At 72.2% G+C, this 16,188-nt stretch carries 12 protein-coding genes; 1 reads left to right on the top strand and 11 read right to left on the bottom strand.

From position 1 onward, the window contains the following. Window positions 1-80: 80 nt before the first annotated feature. From HHX41_RS28415 to thrC, 8 genes are all read right to left on the bottom strand, one after another. A complete protein-coding gene (locus tag HHX41_RS28415) occupies window positions 81-2,534 on the bottom strand; it encodes a hypothetical protein (RefSeq protein ID WP_182908406.1) in 2,454 nt (817 codons plus the stop codon). Between the two features lie 144 nt (window positions 2,535-2,678). Next, complete coding sequence (locus HHX41_RS28410) at window positions 2,679-3,326, bottom strand: L-threonylcarbamoyladenylate synthase (protein ID WP_169982035.1); 648 nt, start codon at window positions 3,324-3,326, stop codon at window positions 2,679-2,681. 66 nt (window positions 3,327-3,392) lie between these two features. Further along, window positions 3,393-4,247, bottom strand: coding sequence for a peptide chain release factor N(5)-glutamine methyltransferase (gene prmC, locus HHX41_RS28405; RefSeq protein WP_169982036.1), 855 nt, complete (start codon window positions 4,245-4,247; stop codon window positions 3,393-3,395). A 144-nt stretch (window positions 4,248-4,391) separates the two neighbouring features. Beyond that, window positions 4,392-5,438, bottom strand: coding sequence for a peptide chain release factor 1 (prfA, locus tag HHX41_RS28400; protein ID WP_182908405.1), 1,047 nt, complete (start codon window positions 5,436-5,438; stop codon window positions 4,392-4,394). A gap of 107 nt (window positions 5,439-5,545) precedes the next feature. Continuing rightward, window positions 5,546-5,764 carry a 50S ribosomal protein L31 gene (rpmE, locus tag HHX41_RS28395; protein ID WP_079317149.1) on the bottom strand — a complete coding sequence of 73 codons (219 nt, stop codon included), beginning with the start codon at window positions 5,762-5,764 and terminating at the stop codon, window positions 5,546-5,548. Window positions 5,765-6,155: 391 nt separating this feature from the next. Further along, a complete protein-coding gene (gene rho / locus HHX41_RS28390) occupies window positions 6,156-8,147 on the bottom strand; it encodes a transcription termination factor Rho (protein ID WP_182908404.1) in 1,992 nt (663 codons plus the stop codon). Between the two features lie 413 nt (window positions 8,148-8,560). Beyond that, window positions 8,561-9,457 carry a homoserine kinase gene (thrB, locus tag HHX41_RS28385; RefSeq protein WP_310742215.1) on the bottom strand — a complete coding sequence of 299 codons (897 nt, stop codon included), beginning with the start codon at window positions 9,455-9,457 and terminating at the stop codon, window positions 8,561-8,563. 73 nt (window positions 9,458-9,530) lie between these two features. Continuing rightward, window positions 9,531-10,589, bottom strand: coding sequence for a threonine synthase (thrC, locus tag HHX41_RS28380; protein ID WP_169982040.1), 1,059 nt, complete (start codon window positions 10,587-10,589; stop codon window positions 9,531-9,533). Between the two features lie 187 nt (window positions 10,590-10,776). Here thrC and HHX41_RS42005 point away from each other — a divergent pair, with 187 nt between their 5' ends. Next, complete coding sequence (locus HHX41_RS42005; RefSeq protein WP_310742214.1) at window positions 10,777-12,333, top strand: glycosyltransferase; 1,557 nt, start codon at window positions 10,777-10,779, stop codon at window positions 12,331-12,333. A gap of 65 nt (window positions 12,334-12,398) precedes the next feature. On the opposite strand, the gene HHX41_RS28370 is transcribed toward HHX41_RS42005, so the two are convergent. From HHX41_RS28370 to HHX41_RS28360, 3 genes are all read right to left on the bottom strand, one after another. Then, window positions 12,399-14,060 (bottom strand): glycosyltransferase family 2 protein, encoded by a 1,662-nt coding sequence (locus tag HHX41_RS28370; protein WP_182908402.1) that lies wholly within the window; start codon window positions 14,058-14,060, stop codon window positions 12,399-12,401. Beyond that, window positions 14,057-15,172 carry a glycosyltransferase gene (locus tag HHX41_RS28365; protein WP_310742213.1) on the bottom strand — a complete coding sequence of 372 codons (1,116 nt, stop codon included), beginning with the start codon at window positions 15,170-15,172 and terminating at the stop codon, window positions 14,057-14,059. The genes HHX41_RS28370 and HHX41_RS28365 overlap by 4 nt, the downstream gene beginning before the upstream one ends. A 120-nt stretch (window positions 15,173-15,292) precedes the next feature. After that, on the bottom strand, window positions 15,293-16,183 hold the full coding sequence (locus HHX41_RS28360) for a polysaccharide deacetylase family protein (protein WP_182908401.1): 891 nt from the start codon (window positions 16,181-16,183) through the stop codon (window positions 15,293-15,295). Window positions 16,184-16,188 lie beyond the last annotated feature (5 nt).

Here is a 16,188-nt window from a genome sequence, read left to right as displayed (position 1 = left end):
GGTGGGATTCCCATCGGCGCTCCTCGGCCGGTCACCCCGCACCGCGTGCCACCCGGGCGGTATCGCTCGTGCTCGCACGCTCACTTCTCCGGATCCGGCGTACGGATCTCGACAACCTCGATGCGCCCGTCGGGCTGGACCTTTCTGTCCACCCAGTCGCCCTTGCCCCACTCCCCTTCCGGGACGCGGACGTCCGGCGTGTCCACCGGCTCGATGTCCCGATGGTGATCCAGGCGCATGCGTGGTCCGGCCTCGTGGTGGGAGTGGCGGGCAGGGTGGTTGAGCACGTCTCCGGGCTGCGCGGCAGCGGGCGATCGGGACGCGCCCTCCTGGACCACCCCCCTCGCGCCCGTGGCGGCATCGTTGTCGCACGCTCGCCCGCTCGCACCGGCTGCGCCGTCGGCCCTGTCGCCCGCACCGGTCGTCCCGGTGTGGCCCGTCGTGCCATCGCCGCCGGTGGCGGGAGCGGTCGTTGCTCCCAGCGTTCCGGCCGCGTTGCCGTGCCCGGCCGCCGTCCCCGCCGCGTGCAGGGTGCCGGTCACCGTGCCGGTCGCACCCGCCGCCTGTCCGGTCCCGCTGCCGGAGTCGTCCACCGCATGCAGGGTGCCGGTCACCGTGCCGGTCGCACCCGCCGCCTTTCCTGCCCCGCTCCCGGAGTCGTCCACCGCGTGCAGGGTGCCGGTCGCCGTACCCGTTCCGCCTGATGCCGCAGGCGCCGCGTCGGCCGCACCAGCCGTCCCCGCCGGAGGCGCGGCCCCCGTGGCCGCGGCGGCCGTGCCCGCCGGGTGCGCGGTGCCCGTGGCCGTTCCGGCCGTAGCTGCCGCCTGCCCCGTACCACTCGCACCGGCAGTGTCCACCGGATAAGCCGCGCCGGCGGCCGCATTGGTCGCTCGTACCTCTCCGGCAGCACCGGACGCCCCCGCCGGAGGCACGGCCCCGGTGGCCGCAGGGGTGGCTTCGGTCGCCGCCGCCGGCTGCGCGGGGTTGATCGCCGTACCGCTCGCCGCTGTGTCGCTCGTGTACGCGTGACCGCCGGTGCTCGCGGTCACCGCGTTGTGGGCGGCTGAAGTGCCCTGCGCGGCGTTCGGGTCGCCCGGGGCGTACGGCTCACCCGACAGGTTGTCGGCGGGCGTTCCGACGTAGGCGCCCATGGGGTCCCCCGGCGCGAGACCCGGTTGCGGAGGCTGCTTCGCCGCGGGGTTGGTCGGCTCGGCGGGCGGCACCAACCCGGGCGGTCCATCCGGATGCGCGCCGGCGTCGCTCGCCGCCTGCGCGTCCACGCTCGGGACATCCATCGGCTGAACGTCCTGCATGTGCTCGTTCAGCCACTGGATGTACTCGGCGCTGGGCTGGTTCATCGGCGTGCTGACGACCTTGACACCGTCGACGACGGCCACGTGCCGACCGGCGGGATCGATGTCGTCCGGGTGATCCTTGCCAGGGGTGTCGTAGAACTGCGAGTCGTTGCCGCCTGTGGAGGGCTGCTCCCCGGCCGCCTTGGAACCGACCGGCGCGCCCTGCCCCGAATTCTGGTCCTGCCCCTGGGCCACGGGCTGGTGCTGGCCACCGGACTGGTTCTGACCGGCGCCGACCGGCTGCGTCTGGGCCGCGCCTTGGTCCTGGCCCGCGCCCTGACCGGCGCCGACCGGCTGGTTCTGGCTCGTGGCCGGACCCTCGCCGCCCGGCTGGCCCGGGCCGGTGGGCTGCTGCACCTGGCGGATGTCCGCGCCCCGGGCCGCGTCGGAGCCGGTTCCCGCGCCCGCGCGTGTCGCCGTACCACCGTCGTCGGCGGCGTGGGCGGGGCTGTGCGTCGAGGCGGGCATCTGGGCGAGGGAGCCCTCGACCGTGTGGCGGGGCTTGTCCGCGAGCTCCCCTTCGGCCACGCCGCGGCCTCCGCCGCCGCCGTCCGCGCGGGTGGCACCGTCCGTGGCGCTGTGCGCCCGATGGGAGGTCTCGCCCTTCCCTGCCGCGCCGGAATCGCCCGAAGCACTCCCGGGCGACGACGTGCGGGGAGCGTCCTGCTTGTCGTGGGCCGCCTTCCCCTCGGACTTGCCCTCGGGCATCGCGTCGGCCTTGCCGTCGGCCTTGTGGTCGTCCGTCTTCGCGTCGGCCTTGTGATCGGGCTTGTGGTCCGCCTTGTGATCGGGCTTGGCGTCGGCCTTGTGCTCCGCCTTGTGATCGGGCTTGGCGTCGCCCTTGTCGCCCTGTGCGCCGGGCTTCGGCGCCGGATCGTCCGCGGGCGCGGTGGTGTCCCTCTCCTCGGTGAACGAGGCGTTGGCCGTGGGCGCCTTGCCCGCGCTCTGCTGTTTCTCCTTCTTCTCCAGCAGGACCACACGGTTCGTGACGTCCTTGACCATGGCCGAGCACGCGTCGGCGACCTGCGACGGCCGGTGGGTCACATGCACGGAGACGCCGGCCATACGCGTCAACTGGGTCACCCGGGCCTCGATGCCGTCCATCTGCCGCGCGGCGTGCTGAACCCCCGACAGCAACTCACGGACGAGCTTCGGATCCATCCCGTCGAGCTTGGCCATGGGCGCGCCTCCACAGAGATATCGGCGCACTTCACGGTAGCCGGGGCGGGATCAGTAAAGAAGCCCGATAGCCAGACGGCATCGATCGCCCTGGTCAGGGCCGCGGCGTTGTCTCACAACATGAGACGTACGCCCGGATCGCGGTCATTCCTCGGTCGCGAGGTACCCGACGAGGTTGCGGATCTTGTCCACCGGGATCGCGCCCTTGCGCAGCACCCGGGGCACGGCGGTGGTCAGGTCGACGATCGTGGACGGCACGTTGTCGTCGCAGGGTCCGCCGTCGAGGTAGACCTCCACCGAGTCCCCGAGCTGCTCTTCGGCCTCGTCGGCGGTGGTCGCCGGCGGGTTGCCGGACCGGTTGGCGCTGGAGACCGCCATCGGGCCCGTCTCCTTGAGGAGATCCAGCGCGACCGGGTGCAGCGGCATGCGGACGGCGACCGTTCCCTTGGTGTCGCCGAGGTCCCACGACAGCGACCGGTTGGCCCTCAGGATGAGCGTGAGCGGCCCGGGCCAGAAGGTGTCCACCAGGTCCTGCCCGTACGTCCCGAGGCTCTCCACGAGCGCGTTGGCGGCGCGTACGGTGCCCACGAGGACCGGCACGGGCATGTCCCTGCCCCGGCCCTTCGCCTCCAGCAGCGCGTTGACGGCGGAGGGGGTGAAGGCGTCGGCGCCGATCCCGTAGACGGTGTCGGTGGGCAGCACGACGAGCTCGCCCCGCCGTACCGCCGCGGTCGCCTCCGCCAGTCCGGTCATCCGCTCTATCTGGTCGGCACAGTCAAACCGTCGGCTCACGAAGTCATCCTTCCACGTGTTCCGCCCGGCGGAGCCGCCACCTGGCCGCTCGCCGGGCCGTTCGAGTCAGTCCTGGGTCAGCCGCGCCGTGACGAACCGGTCCCGGCCGGTCAGGTCCTGGCGCAACCGCACGTCGCGCCAGCCGTTCTCCTCGGAGAAGAGCCAGTACACGGCGTTGCCCTGCTGGTCGGCGTGCTCGACCACGGCGAACCCGCCCGGCCGCAGCAGTCGCCGCGCCGTGCGCTCGACGGCCCGCACCTCGTCCAGACCGTCCTCACCCGACCCGTACAGCGCCCGGGAGGGATCGTAGTCGCGCACCTCGGGGTCGCGCGGGATCGCTCCAGGCGGAATGTACGGCGGATTGGAGATGACCAGGTCCACCTGGCCGTTCAGCTCGGGCAGGCAGTCGGCCAGGTCCTCGGGATGCAGGGTGGTGCGGCCCTGGCCGTGTTCAAGGATGTTGCGCTTGGCCCAGCCGTACGCCACGGGGTCGATCTCGACGGCGTGCACCTGCGCCAGCGCGACCTCCTGGGCGATCGACAGCGCGATGGCCCCGGAACCGGTGCCGAGGTCGACCACGACGGGGGAGGCGACGTCCATCTCGCCGAGCCGGTCGATCGCCCAGCCGGCCACCACCTCGGTCTCCGGCCTGGGCACGAACACGCCCGGGCCCACCTCAAGGGAGAGGTAGCGGAAGTAGGCCCGGCCGGTGATGTGCTGCAGGGGCTCGCGCGCCTCACGCCGGGCGACGCCCTCCCAGAACCGCGCGTCGAAGTCGGCGTCCTTGACCGTGTGCAGCATGCCGCGCGGGACGCCGTGCACGAAGGCCGCGATCTCCTCGGCGTCCGTCCGCGGTGACGGCACTCCCGCCTCGGCGAGCCGGGCGGTGGCGAGGGCGATTTCGTCGAGCAGGAAGGTCATTGTCTCTTACAGCACGGTTGTCGCGGCGTGGCCTGCGGATCGTCGGTCGTGTGCGGATGGGCCGCCGGGACGGCCCACGGTCGTCTGCGGACCCACGTCCATCACCGCTTCTCCCATCGTCCCCTCATCAGGCTCGCGATCGTCTCACGTATGAGCGGCCAGCTTCTCCGCGAGTTCGGCGTCGAGCAAAGCCTGTATCACCGCGTCGAGATCGCCGTCCAGGACTTGATCCAGGTTGTAGGCCTTGAAGCCCACACGGTGATCCGAAATGCGGTTCTCGGGGAAGTTGTAGGTGCGGATCCGCTCGGAGCGGTCGACCGTGCGCACCTGCGACTTGCGCTCGGCCATCGCGGCCGCCTCGGCCTCCTCCTGCGCCATCGCGAGCAGCCGGGCGCGCAGGATGCGCAGCGCCGACTCCTTGTTCTGGAGCTGGCTCTTCTCGTTCTGGCAGGAGACGACGACGCCGGTCGGCATGTGGGTGATCCGCACGGCCGAGTCTGTGGTGTTGACGCTCTGGCCGCCGGGGCCGCTGGAGCGGAACACGTCGATGCGCAGGTCGTTGGGGTCGATCTGGACGTCGACATCCTCGGCCTCCGGATAGACGAGCACTCCGGCGGCCGAGGTGTGGATGCGGCCCTGCGACTCGGTCACCGGCACCCGCTGGACGCGGTGCACGCCACCCTCGAACTTGAGCCGCGACCAGACGCCCTCCCTGCCCTTGATGGCGACGGTGACGTCCTTGTAGCCGCCGAGGTCGGAGTGCTGCGCGTCGATGATCTCCGTCTTGTAGCCGATCCGCTCGGCGTACCTGAGGTACATCCGCAGGAGGTCTCCGGCGAACAGAGCGGACTCCTGGCCGCCCTCGCCCGCCTTGATCTCCATGATGACGTCCTTGTCGTCGTTGGGGTCGCGCGGGACCAGCAGACGGGTGAGCTTCTCCTCCAGCACCGGGATGCGGCCCTCCAGCTCGGCCGCCTCCTCCGCGAACGCCGCGTCCTCCGCCGCGAGTTCGCGCGCGGCCGCGAGGTCCTGCCGTACGCCGTCGAGTTCCCGGTACGTCGCGACGATCGGCGTGAGCACGGCATAACGCTTGCCGTACGTCCGCGCCTTGCTCTGGTCGGCGTGCACGGCGGGGTCGGCGAGCCGCAGTTCCAGATCCGCGTACTCGCTTATGATCTCGTCGAGGTTCACCGCACGCTCCTTTGCTCAGACTCCTCGGTAAAGGCCGTAATCACCAAGAACGCCGACCCGGAGACGCCCCAAGAGAGGGGCACCCCCGAGCCGGCGTCCTGGAGGAGCTACTTGCTCTGGGCCTTCTTGCCGAAGCGCGCCTCGAAGCGCGCCACCCGGCCACCGGTGTCGAGGATCTTCTGCTTGCCCGTGTAGAACGGGTGGCAGGCGGAGCAGACGTCGGCGTGGATCACGCCGTTCTTGGCGGTGCTACGCGTGGTGAAGGTGTTCCCGCAGGTGCAGGTCACCTGGGTAACCACGTACTCCGGGTGGATGTCGGGCTTCATGTCTCAGTCCTAACGCTAGGCGCGGTCGCCGGGTCGCTCCGTCTGTCACGGCCTGCGCGCATCGGCACACCATGATGCGCGGCGCGGGAACCGGTACCGCTGCGGTTCGGCTACCAGTGTGCCAGATCCTCTAACCATCCCAGGCCATGGGCTATTCCTCCCGCGACCACGCGCTGATCGCGCACGCCAAGGGCACCGCAGGTACGCCGCCACGGCCAGGACGGGGCCCACTCGCGCGAAACCCGCCAAGCGGGACGTTCCGAGGGAACGGGACGAGCTCGCCGCCGCATACGGGGATGACCCGCATCGCACGGCTGCGGGGGCACGCCCATGACCGGAAACGCCGGCGCCCCGGACGGCGTGGCCGTCCGGGGCGCCGGTCGAGCAGGCGTCAGTCGCGGTCGTTGCTGACCGTGGTCTTCTGCACCTGCAGCAGGAACTCGGCGTTGGACTTGGTCTCCTTCATCTTCTCGAGAAGGAGCTCCAGCGCCTGCTGCATGTCGAGGGCGTGCAGGACCCGGCGGAGCTTCCAGACGATGGACAGCTCGTCCTTGGCCATGAGGATCTCCTCCTTGCGGGTGCCGGACGCGTCCACGTCCACCGCCGGGAAGATGCGCTTGTCCGCCAGCGACCGGTTGAGCTTGAGCTCCATGTTGCCGGTGCCCTTGAACTCCTCGAAGATGACCTCGTCCATCTTGGAGCCGGTCTCGACGAGAGCCGTGGCGAGGATCGTCAGCGAGCCGCCGTTCTCGATGTTGCGGGCGGCGCCGAAGAACCGCTTCGGCGGGTAGAGCGCGGTCGAGTCGACACCACCGGACAGGATGCGGCCGCTCGCGGGCGCCGCGAGGTTGTAGGCGCGCCCGAGACGGGTGATCGAGTCGAGCAGGACGACGACGTCGTGGCCCAGCTCCACCAGCCGCTTGGCCCGCTCGATGGCGAGCTCGGCGACGGTGGTGTGGTCCTCGGCCGGACGGTCGAAGGTCGAGTGGATGACCTCGCCCTTGACCGACCGCTGCATGTCGGTGACCTCTTCAGGACGCTCGTCCACGAGGACGACCATCAGGTGGCACTCCGGGTTGTTGCGCGTGATCGCGTTGGCGATCGCCTGGAGCACCATGGTCTTGCCGGCCTTGGGCGGCGACACGATCAGGCCGCGCTGGCCCTTGCCGATCGGCGAGACGAGGTCGATGATCCGCGTGGTCAGGACGTTCGGCTCGGTCTCCAGGCGCAGGCGCTCCTGCGGGTAGAGCGGCGTGAGCTTGTTGAAGTCGGGCCGCTGACGGGCCTGCTCCGGGTCCATCCCGTTGACGGTGTCGAGGCGGACGAGGGCGTTGAACTTCTCGCGCCGCTCGCCGTCCCTCGGCTGCCGGACGGCGCCGGTGATGACGTCACCCTTGCGCAGGCCGTTGCGGCGGATCTGGGCGAGGGAGACGTACACGTCGTTCGAGCCCGGCAGGTAGCCGCTGGTCCGCACGAAGGCGTAGTTGTCGAGGATGTCCAGGATGCCGGCGATCGGGATCAGGACGTCGTCCTCGCTGATCACCGGCTCGTTGCCCTCGAAGCGGTCACGCCCGCGGCGGCCACGCTCGCGGAAGCGGCCACGGCGCCCGCGGCTGTCCTCGCCCTGCTGGTCGCCCTTGCCGTCGGCGCGGCTGTCCGTACGGCTGTCGCCGCGCCCCTCGGAGCGGCCGTCACGGCCGTCGCGTCCGTCGGTGCGGTTGTCGCCGCGGCTCTGCTGGTCACGACGGCCCTGGCCGCCGTCCCCCGCGTCGGCGGCGCGCTGGTCGCCACGCTGGTCACCGCGCTGGTCACCGCGGCCGTCACGCTCGCGGCCCCGCTCTCCCCGCTCGCCGCGCGTACGGCGCTCGCGGCGGTCGCCGCGTTCCGGACGCTCGGCGCGGGTCTCGGACGGGGCGGCCTCGGCCTGCGGCTCCGCGACGGCGGCGACGCCGTTCTGCGCGGCCTCGGCGGTCACGGCGGGCGCGGCCTCGACCACGGGACGCTCCTCGCGGGCCGCGACGGCCGGCTCGGCAGCGGGCGTGGCAGCGGCAGCGGGCGCGGCCTCGGGTGCCGCGGAGGCGCGGGAACGTTCCCTGCGGCCACGGGCGGGGCGCTCGGCGACGGCGGGCGCTTCGGCCGCGGCCTTCGGCTCGGCCGCGGTCTCTCCCGATCCGCCCTGCTTCTCCTGGATGGCCGCGATGAGCTGGCTCTTGCGCATCCGTCCGGTCCCCGTGATGCCGAGGCTGGTCGCCAGGGCCTGGAGCTCGGGGAGCACCATGCCGGCCAGGCCCGTGCCGGAGCGACGTCGCGGGCGGGCCGGGGCGGAAGTGGGGGTGTCGCCGGCGGCCTGGCCGTCGGAGAGGAGTTCGGTGGTGTCGCTCAACTAAGGGTCCTTCCCAGGGGTCGGGCGCCAGAATCGTGCGTCCAGGCGTCCCGGTGATGCGACCCGGCGGGACAGACCGGGTCGGGCTTCGCGAATCTCATGTGTCGATGACTCTCGGGATTCGCGAGCGGTAGGTGCCCGGGGGCGATCCCCCGGATTGCCGCCACCGACCAGATGTCTTGGTGGTTCGAACGCGCATGTCTCCGAGAACGCCACCCCCGGCCATGCCACCCGAAGGTGTGCCGACTGGAGGAAACGGTTCCGGGGAAATCGCCCTGCCCGCGTCGAAGGACGCGAGGCGAAGTGCAGCGATGTGCGAATGACAAGCACGCACCCAACACGGGGGCACCTGGTGCGGCTATCAGCCTAACATCACCAGCGCGCACAGCTATTCCCTGAAGGTCGAAGAAGCATCAGCGTGTCTCGGGAAACCGAACGTACGCACCAAGCGGGTCGACGTTCATTGGCTGGATGTGCCAGTCATTACCCACTTCTGGCGCGATCAAATCCTTGGTATCCCGTGTCGTCAACGCGAGAACCGTCGGACCGGCCCCCGAGACGACGGCGGGCACCCCGGCCTCGCGGAGCCGTCGCACCAGTTCGGCGGTGCGCGGCATCGCGGGTGCGCGGTACCTCTGGTGCAGGCGGTCCTCGGTGGCGGCGCGCAGGAGATCCGGTTCCGGTCTCCGCGTCAGCGCCGCGACGAGCAGAGCCGCCCGCCCCGCGTTGGCCGCCGCGTCCGAATGCGGTACGTCCTTCGGCAGCAGCCCCCGAGCCTCCTCCGTGGACAACCGGAAATCCGGGATCAACGCCACCGGCCGGACGTCCTCGTGCGGAGTCAGTTTCACCATACTCGCCGCCCCCGACTGGTCGGTCCAGGCGATGGTGAGCCCGCCCGCCAGGCACGGCGCCACGTTGTCGGGATGCCCTTCCAGCTCGGTGGCCAGCGCGAACACGTCAGCGTCCGGAAAATCTTCCGCGCCGTTCCCCCGCGCGAGGGCGCGGGCGGCGAGGATGCCGGCGCAGATCGCGGCCGACGACGAGCCGAGCCCCCGCGCGTGCGGGATGCGGTTATGGCAGCGCAACACGATGCCGTCCGGCTGGGCGAATCCCATGCGGTCGAACGTGGCGCGCATGGTCCTGACGACGAGGTGGCCCTCGCCGTCGTCGAGTTCGCCGGCGCCCTGGCCCTCCACCGCGATCCGCACGCCGGGCGAATCGGAGATCGCCGCCTCCACCTCGTCGTACAGGTCGAGGGCGAGGCCGAGGCTGTCGAAGCCCGGGCCGAGGTTGGCGCTCGTCGCCGGCACGCGGACGACGACGCCCTGACTGTCCGTCAATTCGTCACCTGAACCCTTGAATGGGCGGGAATGAGTGTGCCGGTCAGGCGAGTCCCAGCGCGGCCGCGGCGGCGTAGGCGTCGATCGGGATCGTCACGGGCGCGGGGGCGCCGGAGATGGCCCAGTCGGGATCCTTCAGGCCGTTGCCGGTCACGGTGCACACGACCCGCTGCCCCGGCGTGAGCAGGCCCTGCTCGTGCGTCTGGAGCAGACCGGCGACGCTCGCGGCGGAGGCGAGCTCGACGAACACGCCTTCCTCCTGCGCGAGCAGCTTGTACGCCGCGGCGATCTGGCGGTCGGTCACGGCCTGGATGTCCCCGCCGGACTCGTCGCGCGCGGCCTCGGCGAGCCGCCACGAGGCGGGGTTGCCGATCCTGATCGCCGTGGCGATCGTCTGCGGGTGGGTCACGGGGCTGCCCCCGACCAGCGGCGCCGCGCCACTCGCCTGGAACCCCAGCATTCGGGGGCGCTTGGTGGCCACGCCGTCGTCGGCGTACTCCTTGTAGCCCATCCAGTACGCCGAGATGTTGCCGGCGTTGCCGACCGGGATGCAGTGGACGTCGGGCGCGTCGCCGAGCGCGTCGACGATTTCGAAGGCCGCCGTCTTCTGGCCCTGCAGGCGGTGCGGGTTGACGGAGTTGACCAGCGCGATCGGGTAGGTCTCCGCGAGCTTCCTGGTCATCTCCAGGCAGTCGTCGAACGAGCCCTCGACCTGGAGCAGCTTGGCGCCGTGGACCAGCGCCTGGGCGAGCTTGCCCATCGCGATCTTCCCGCGCGGCACGAGGACGGCGCAGGTCAGCCCGGCGCGCACGGCGTAGGCGGCGGCCGAGGCGCTGGTGTTGCCGGTGGACGCGCAGATGACCGCCTGGGCGCCCTCCTCGACGGCCTTGCTGATCGCCACGGTCATGCCGCGGTCCTTGAAGCTGCCGGTCGGGTTGAGGCCCTCGACCTTGAGGTAGACGTCACAGCCCGTGATCTGGGACACCCGCCTGGCGGGGACGAGCGGCGTGCCGCCCTCGAGCAGGGTCACCACGGGCGTCGTCGTGGAGACCGGAAGACGGTCGCGGTACTCCTCGATCAGGCCACGCCAAGCCCTGAACATTGGTCGCTCCTCCCACGCGCGCACACGCGTGTCACCAGGGGTATCGGTCACCGAGTCTACGGCCAACCGTCTGACGCGCGGACGCCGTCGTCCACCAACTGGACATATTGGGCGCCACCTTAGGGAACCGCCGCCCGGTTTCGCTAGGGTGGAGCCGCCTCTTGACCATCGCTGAGAAGGACGAGGATTGGCCCACCTGACGGGCGTTGAGCCCCGGCCGAGGATCCGCCACAACGACTACTCTCCGCTCACGCCGCCGCCCATCGGCGGCTGGACGCCCACGCTCGGCGCGAGTGTCGTCATCCCCGCCCACGGCGGGCAGCACCGCCTCGACCTGACGCTGGCCGCGCTGGCCGCGCAGACCTATCCCGCGCACCTCACCGAGGTGATCGTGGTGGACGACCGCAGCGATCCGCCCCTGCGCCTGCCGGACCTGCGCCCCGAGAACACGCGGATCGTCGCGGCGCCGGACGGCGGGTGGGGCGCCGGGCACGCGATGAACGCCGGGATCGCCGCGGCCGAGGGCGAGATCGTCCAGCGGCTCGACGCCGACATGGTGATCTCGCGCGAGCATCTGGAGGCGCTGTTCCGCTGGCAGCACCTCACCGACTACGTCGTCACGATCGGCGGCAAGAAGTTCGCCGAGGAGCGCCCGCTCACCCCCGAGCAGGTGTACGACGCCGTAAGGCGGGGCTCGCCTGAGGACCTGTTCGGCCCGTCGGCGCTGGTGTCCAGCTCGACCGAGGAGACCATCCGGCGCCTCGACGGCCTGCGGGCCAGCAAGAACCCCTACCAGGTGTGCACCGGGCCGACGGTCTCCCTGCGGCGGGCCCTGCTCGACGAGGTCCGCGGCTTCGACACCGATGTGGTGCGCGGCCAGGACACCGAGTTCGCCTACCGGCTCGCCCAGGCGGGGGCGGTGTTCGTCCCCGACTCCGAGGCCCGCGCCGTGCACCTCGGCCTGCCCGCGCAGCGCGGCGAGCACGGCAGGTCGATCGTCCGGCTCGTCGAGACCCACCTGGCGCACCGGGTCCCGCTCCGCCGCGACCTGCGCAAGGAGCCCGGCAGGCGCTGGCTCGTGCCGTACGTCGAGGTGGTCTTCGACGTGACGGGGGCGGACGAGCGGCGCATCGTCGCGGCGGTCGACGCGGTGCTGCGCGGCACGCTCACCGACGTCGCGGTGACGCTGGCCGGCCCGTGGTCCCTGCTCGACGAAGGACGCAGGTGGGCGCCGGGCACCGAGGCGTTCGACCTCGCCCTGGTGCGGGCGGCGTTCGGGCACGACGCGCGGGTGCGGTTCGCGGAGCGGGTGACGCCGACCGCCGCGCCGGTCCCCTTCCGCTACACGGCGCCCGTCGGCGCCCCTCCCGCTCCGGTGCTGCTGGAGCGCGCGGTCAAGGCGATGCTGGAGGAGCGGATCGGCCTGCTGGTCGTGGAACTGCCCGAAGGAGGCACGGCCACTCTGGAGCGGACCGAGGCCGCCGCGCGGGCCCGCCGTCTCGCCGGGCCGGGCGAGGACCCGGCGGATGTGATCGCCCAGACCCACGGCGTCCGGCACGCCGCGGCGGGCGAGTTCGAGAAGAGTCCCGCGTCTGCGGCGAAACCGGCCGCGGCCGCCGCGCCGCAGACCGCTCAGCAGCCGGCCGCAGGAAAGCCCGCCGCCGGGAAGCCGGCCACCGCGCACGCCCCGCAACCGCAGCCGGAGGCGTCGCCGCGCCGCCGCGGCCTGTTCCGCCGTTCCTGACACGGCCGGCACCAGGACGATCGAGTCCGAACCGTTCCGGCGCGCGGACGCCCGAGGCGGGACGGTCAGGACTTCTTGAACGTGAAGGGCCGGGTGAGGCCCCGCGCGATGCCGCGTAGGCCCGGGGCGTGGCGTAGCGCCGCGACCTGCCCGCGCAGCGTCGAGACCTGCCGCCGGAGGGTGCCGATCTCCCGGCGGAACTCGACGGCGGACTTGCGCCACTTCGCGGCCTCGTCCCGCCATTTCGTCACCTGGCCGCGCAGCCGTTCGACCTCCTTGGTCAGCCGCTCGACCTCGGCCTGCGCCTCCACCCGCTTGCGGTAGGCGGTGCGGGGGTTCATGTACGCCGGGGCCTCCGCGGCGGCGCGGAAGCCGTGGGTCTCGCCGTCCGCCCAGTAGGTGCCGAACATCTCGTCCACGGCGTCGTCGGCGTCCTCGACCTCGGCGGCGACGAGGGCGGCGCGGGCATACGCCTCGGTGCGCTCCAGTCGCGCGGCGGTGACGCCTTCTGGGCCCTCGGCCAGAAGCACGCTCACCAGCCCGAGCTCCCGCTCGCGGGCCATCGCGAGCAGCTCGCCTACGCTGTCCTCCCCCGGCACCCAGCCGGGCGGCAGACGCAGGCGGTAGGGCGAGAGGGTGTCGGAGGCCGCCGTGGCGAGCCGTACCCGGCCCTCGTGCGTGTAGTGGGCGTGCAGCAGCATGAGGTCGAGGCACGGGTCCTTGAGCGGCGCGCGCTGCTCGGGCGCGAGCTCGTCCCACGGACCGGTCAGCACGACCGCGAGGTCGGTCACCGTGCCGGCCAGCGCGCCGTCCACCGTCGCCCTGACGTCGTCGTACGACCCCGCGGTGGCGTCCACGAGGACCTCCACCTGCGGGACCTTCCACTGACGGGCGGGGTGGGTGCGCAGCCACCGGTAGCCGGGGACGCGGTCGGTGACCAGGGCGTGGCTGACGCGGTTGACGGGCCCGCTGTCGCGCATGCGCATGGACGGGCCGAGGTGATAGGCCCTGGCCTGCGGGTCGGGGATGAAGACGGCGCCCGCCTGCGCGAGCCGGTAGCCCATCTCGGTGTCCTGACCGAGGATCATGTCGGGGTCCATCGGCCCGGCCCGCTCGAACAGCCGCGCGGAGACCGACGACGCGCCGCCGATGTGGATGCTGAACGGCCGGGGTGAGCGGGTCAGCCCCTGCGACCGTTCCACCAGGTCCTCGATCCACGCGTGCGGCTCCGCGGGCTCGAAGAGCTTCGCCAGGTCGTCGGCGCCCGCGACCTCCTCGGGATCGGGCAGCGGGACGGTGGTGAAGCGCAGATAGGAGGTGACCGACAGGTAGGGCGCGAGGTGATGCCAGCGCATGTGCGCCTCCACCTCCTCCGGCTCGGGGACGACGTCGGAGTCCATCCAGTGGATGACCTCGCCCGTCGCGGCGGCCAGCCCGGTGTTGCGCGCCCTGGCCCGTCCTGGCGTCTCGCAGACCAGCAGCCGCGTGTGGCGGGGCCGGATCTCGGGGAGGCGCAGCCGCGGCTCGCTGCCGTTGTCGACCACGATCACTTCGAGCAGGTCCGCCGGGTACGTCTGCCCGGCCAGCCCGGCGAGCGTGAGGTCGAGCTTGGCCTGGTCGGCGTACGCGGGGACGACCACGCTGACGCGCAGGCGGGGCGTCCACGGCGATCCGAGGGCGGGCGGCTGGAGGACGGTGTAGTCGTTTCCCCTGATGCGTGGCGTCATGGTGCTTCCAGAATCACACTCGGGCGAAAGCCGCGCCATTGGTTCGCCGCGACTCGCAGGAAGTGGGCGAGGGGAAGGTTCCAGGTGTGGTCGGCGCTGACGGACCGCCGCAGCACGTAGCCCAGGCCGTGGGTGCGGTAGACGCGCCCCCCGGCCGCGTCGACCGCGCGCAGGAGGTGCGCGTCCTCCCCGCGGTTCACCGGCCCGAAGCCGCCGACCTCCTCGAAGAGCTCGCGGCCGAGCAGGATCGTGCCGCCCGCGACGTGGTCGGCCCACATCTCGCTGCCGTAGTCGACGCGGCGGATCGTCGCGTGGAGGGGCTGGAGATAGAAGAACTCCGGCGCGGTCCCGACCAGCTCCGCCCCTGAGTAGGCCATGGCCAGCAGCAGGTCGGCGAGGTGCTCGGGGCCGTACCAGTCGTCGTCGTCCCATTTGGCGACGATGCCGGTGGACGCCCGCGCCGCCGCGCGGTTGAGCACGGTCCCGAGCGGCGCGTCGGGCTCGGCCTCGATCACCGTGATGGGACGGGGGAACTCCTCGACGGCCTGCCGTACCCGCTCGGCCGCGAAGCCGTGCAGCGCGACGACGACCTCGAGATCCACCCCGCGCTGGCGGGCGACCTGCCGCAGCGCGTCGCCGACGTAGTGGGGCCGCCTCGTGGCCATGACGACGGTCACCGGGGCGAGGGCCGTGCCGACGCCCGCGGCCCGCAGCGCGTGCCTGCGCAGGCGCACGCTGTGCTCCTCCCGGCGCAGGTCGGCCACCGACTCGGGCCTGCCGTCGTCGGCCTCGGGGGTCCAGGCGGCGGCCAGGCGGGCGAGCACCGGATCGGCCTCACGCGCCCACCTCGGCGCGTCTTCGCAGGTGAGCGGCACCCCCGCGGCGGCCAGGCGGGCGACCGGGCCGATCGCCTCGGCAGCGGGCTCGACCGGCCACTCCACCCGCAGCCCGCGCAGCGGCCGGAGGGGGGCGACGTCGGCGGCCTCGAGCGGGACGGCGAGCGGCCGGCCCCCGATCGTCCACCGGCCGTCGCTCCAGGACAGCGTGGCGATCTCCTCGGTGGGACGGCGCGTGAAGCCGTACGGCGAGCACATGTCCGTCGTCACCGTCACGGCGTTCCTCCCGCGCGTCCGTTTGCAGGCTGGTGAACTTCTATCAGCCGAACCTTGTGAATTCCTGTGACCGCCGCGGTCAACCTGACGACTCTCCGTGACCCGGCGCGACGGCAGGGATCACATCTCGTCGGGGACGGGCCACACACGCCCGCCGACGACGTCGCCCAGCGTCTTCACGTCGATCGTCTTGGCCTTCCGCTGCTTGGCCACCCAGTCGACGAAGGCGGCGAACTCCTTGGGCGCCGTCGCGTACCTGTCCCGGCGGTCGTCCTTGATCTCGTGGAACACGAAGACCACCAGACCGCGGCCGCCCTGCCGCTGGGCGCGGGTGACGAACTCCCGCAGCGTGCGGGCCGTACGCGGCAGGCCGGTCTGGCTCGTGGCGCGCACGTTGGCGAGATCCGCGGGCGGGATCTTCTCGGTGACGGGGCAGGATCGGCAGCTGTCGGGCCGGTACAGGCCGTTGATGCCGCGCGCGGTCGTGTAGCCGCAGCGCATCGCCAGCAGCTTGGTGGCGTCGTCGAAGTCGCCGAACGGATAGGCGAACGACCGCACGTCGAAGCCCAGCTTCAGCAGCGCCCGCCTGTCGTCGCAGATCTCCGTCTGCTGCACGGCCTCGAACTGCTCCGACAGATGCGGGTGGTCGAGGGTGTGGCCGCCGATCTCGTGGCCCTCGCGGGCGATGGTCCGCAGCGCGGCGACGCTCAGATAACCGCGGCCGCCGAGCCGCGCGCTGTTGACGTAGAAGGTGCCCTTGAGACCGCGCTTTCCCAACGTCCTGGCTGCGGCGAGGTGGTCGGCCGTGCCGTCGTCGAAGGTGAGGACCACGGTCGGCACCCCGGCCGCACGCGCCTCACGCTGCGCCGCGTGCGCCGTCTCCGGCTGTGGGGCCGCCGCGTGCGCGGTGACGGTCTCGCGGGCCGTCGCGGCGGCCGGATGCTGGAGCCCCGCGACCGACGCCGCGGCGACGAGACAGGCCGGTACGAGTCTCTTCACCGTAAGTCGCATAGAGG

Origin of the sequence: Microbispora sp. H13382 (assembly GCF_014161445.1) — a bacterium.
Lineage (GTDB): Bacteria > Actinomycetota > Actinomycetes > Streptosporangiales > Streptosporangiaceae > Microbispora.
This window is presented reverse-complemented; position numbering and strand designations above follow the sequence as displayed.

Coding starts and splice junctions, on each gene's coding strand:
- HHX41_RS28415 (WP_182908406.1), bottom strand. CDS start 2,534: ATGGCCAAGCTCGACGGGATGGATCCGAAGCTCGTCCGTGAGTTGCTG.
- prmC (WP_169982036.1), bottom strand. CDS start 4,247: ATGACCTTCCTGCTCGACGAAATCGCCCTCGCCACCGCCCGGCTCGCC.
- rpmE (WP_079317149.1), bottom strand. CDS start 5,764: ATGAAGCCCGACATCCACCCGGAGTACGTGGTTACCCAGGTGACCTGC.
- thrC (WP_169982040.1), bottom strand. CDS start 10,589: ATGTTCAGGGCTTGGCGTGGCCTGATCGAGGAGTACCGCGACCGTCTT.
- HHX41_RS28370 (WP_182908402.1), bottom strand. CDS start 14,060: ATGACGCCACGCATCAGGGGAAACGACTACACCGTCCTCCAGCCGCCC.
- HHX41_RS28360 (WP_182908401.1), bottom strand. CDS start 16,183: ATGCGACTTACGGTGAAGAGACTCGTACCGGCCTGTCTCGTCGCCGCG.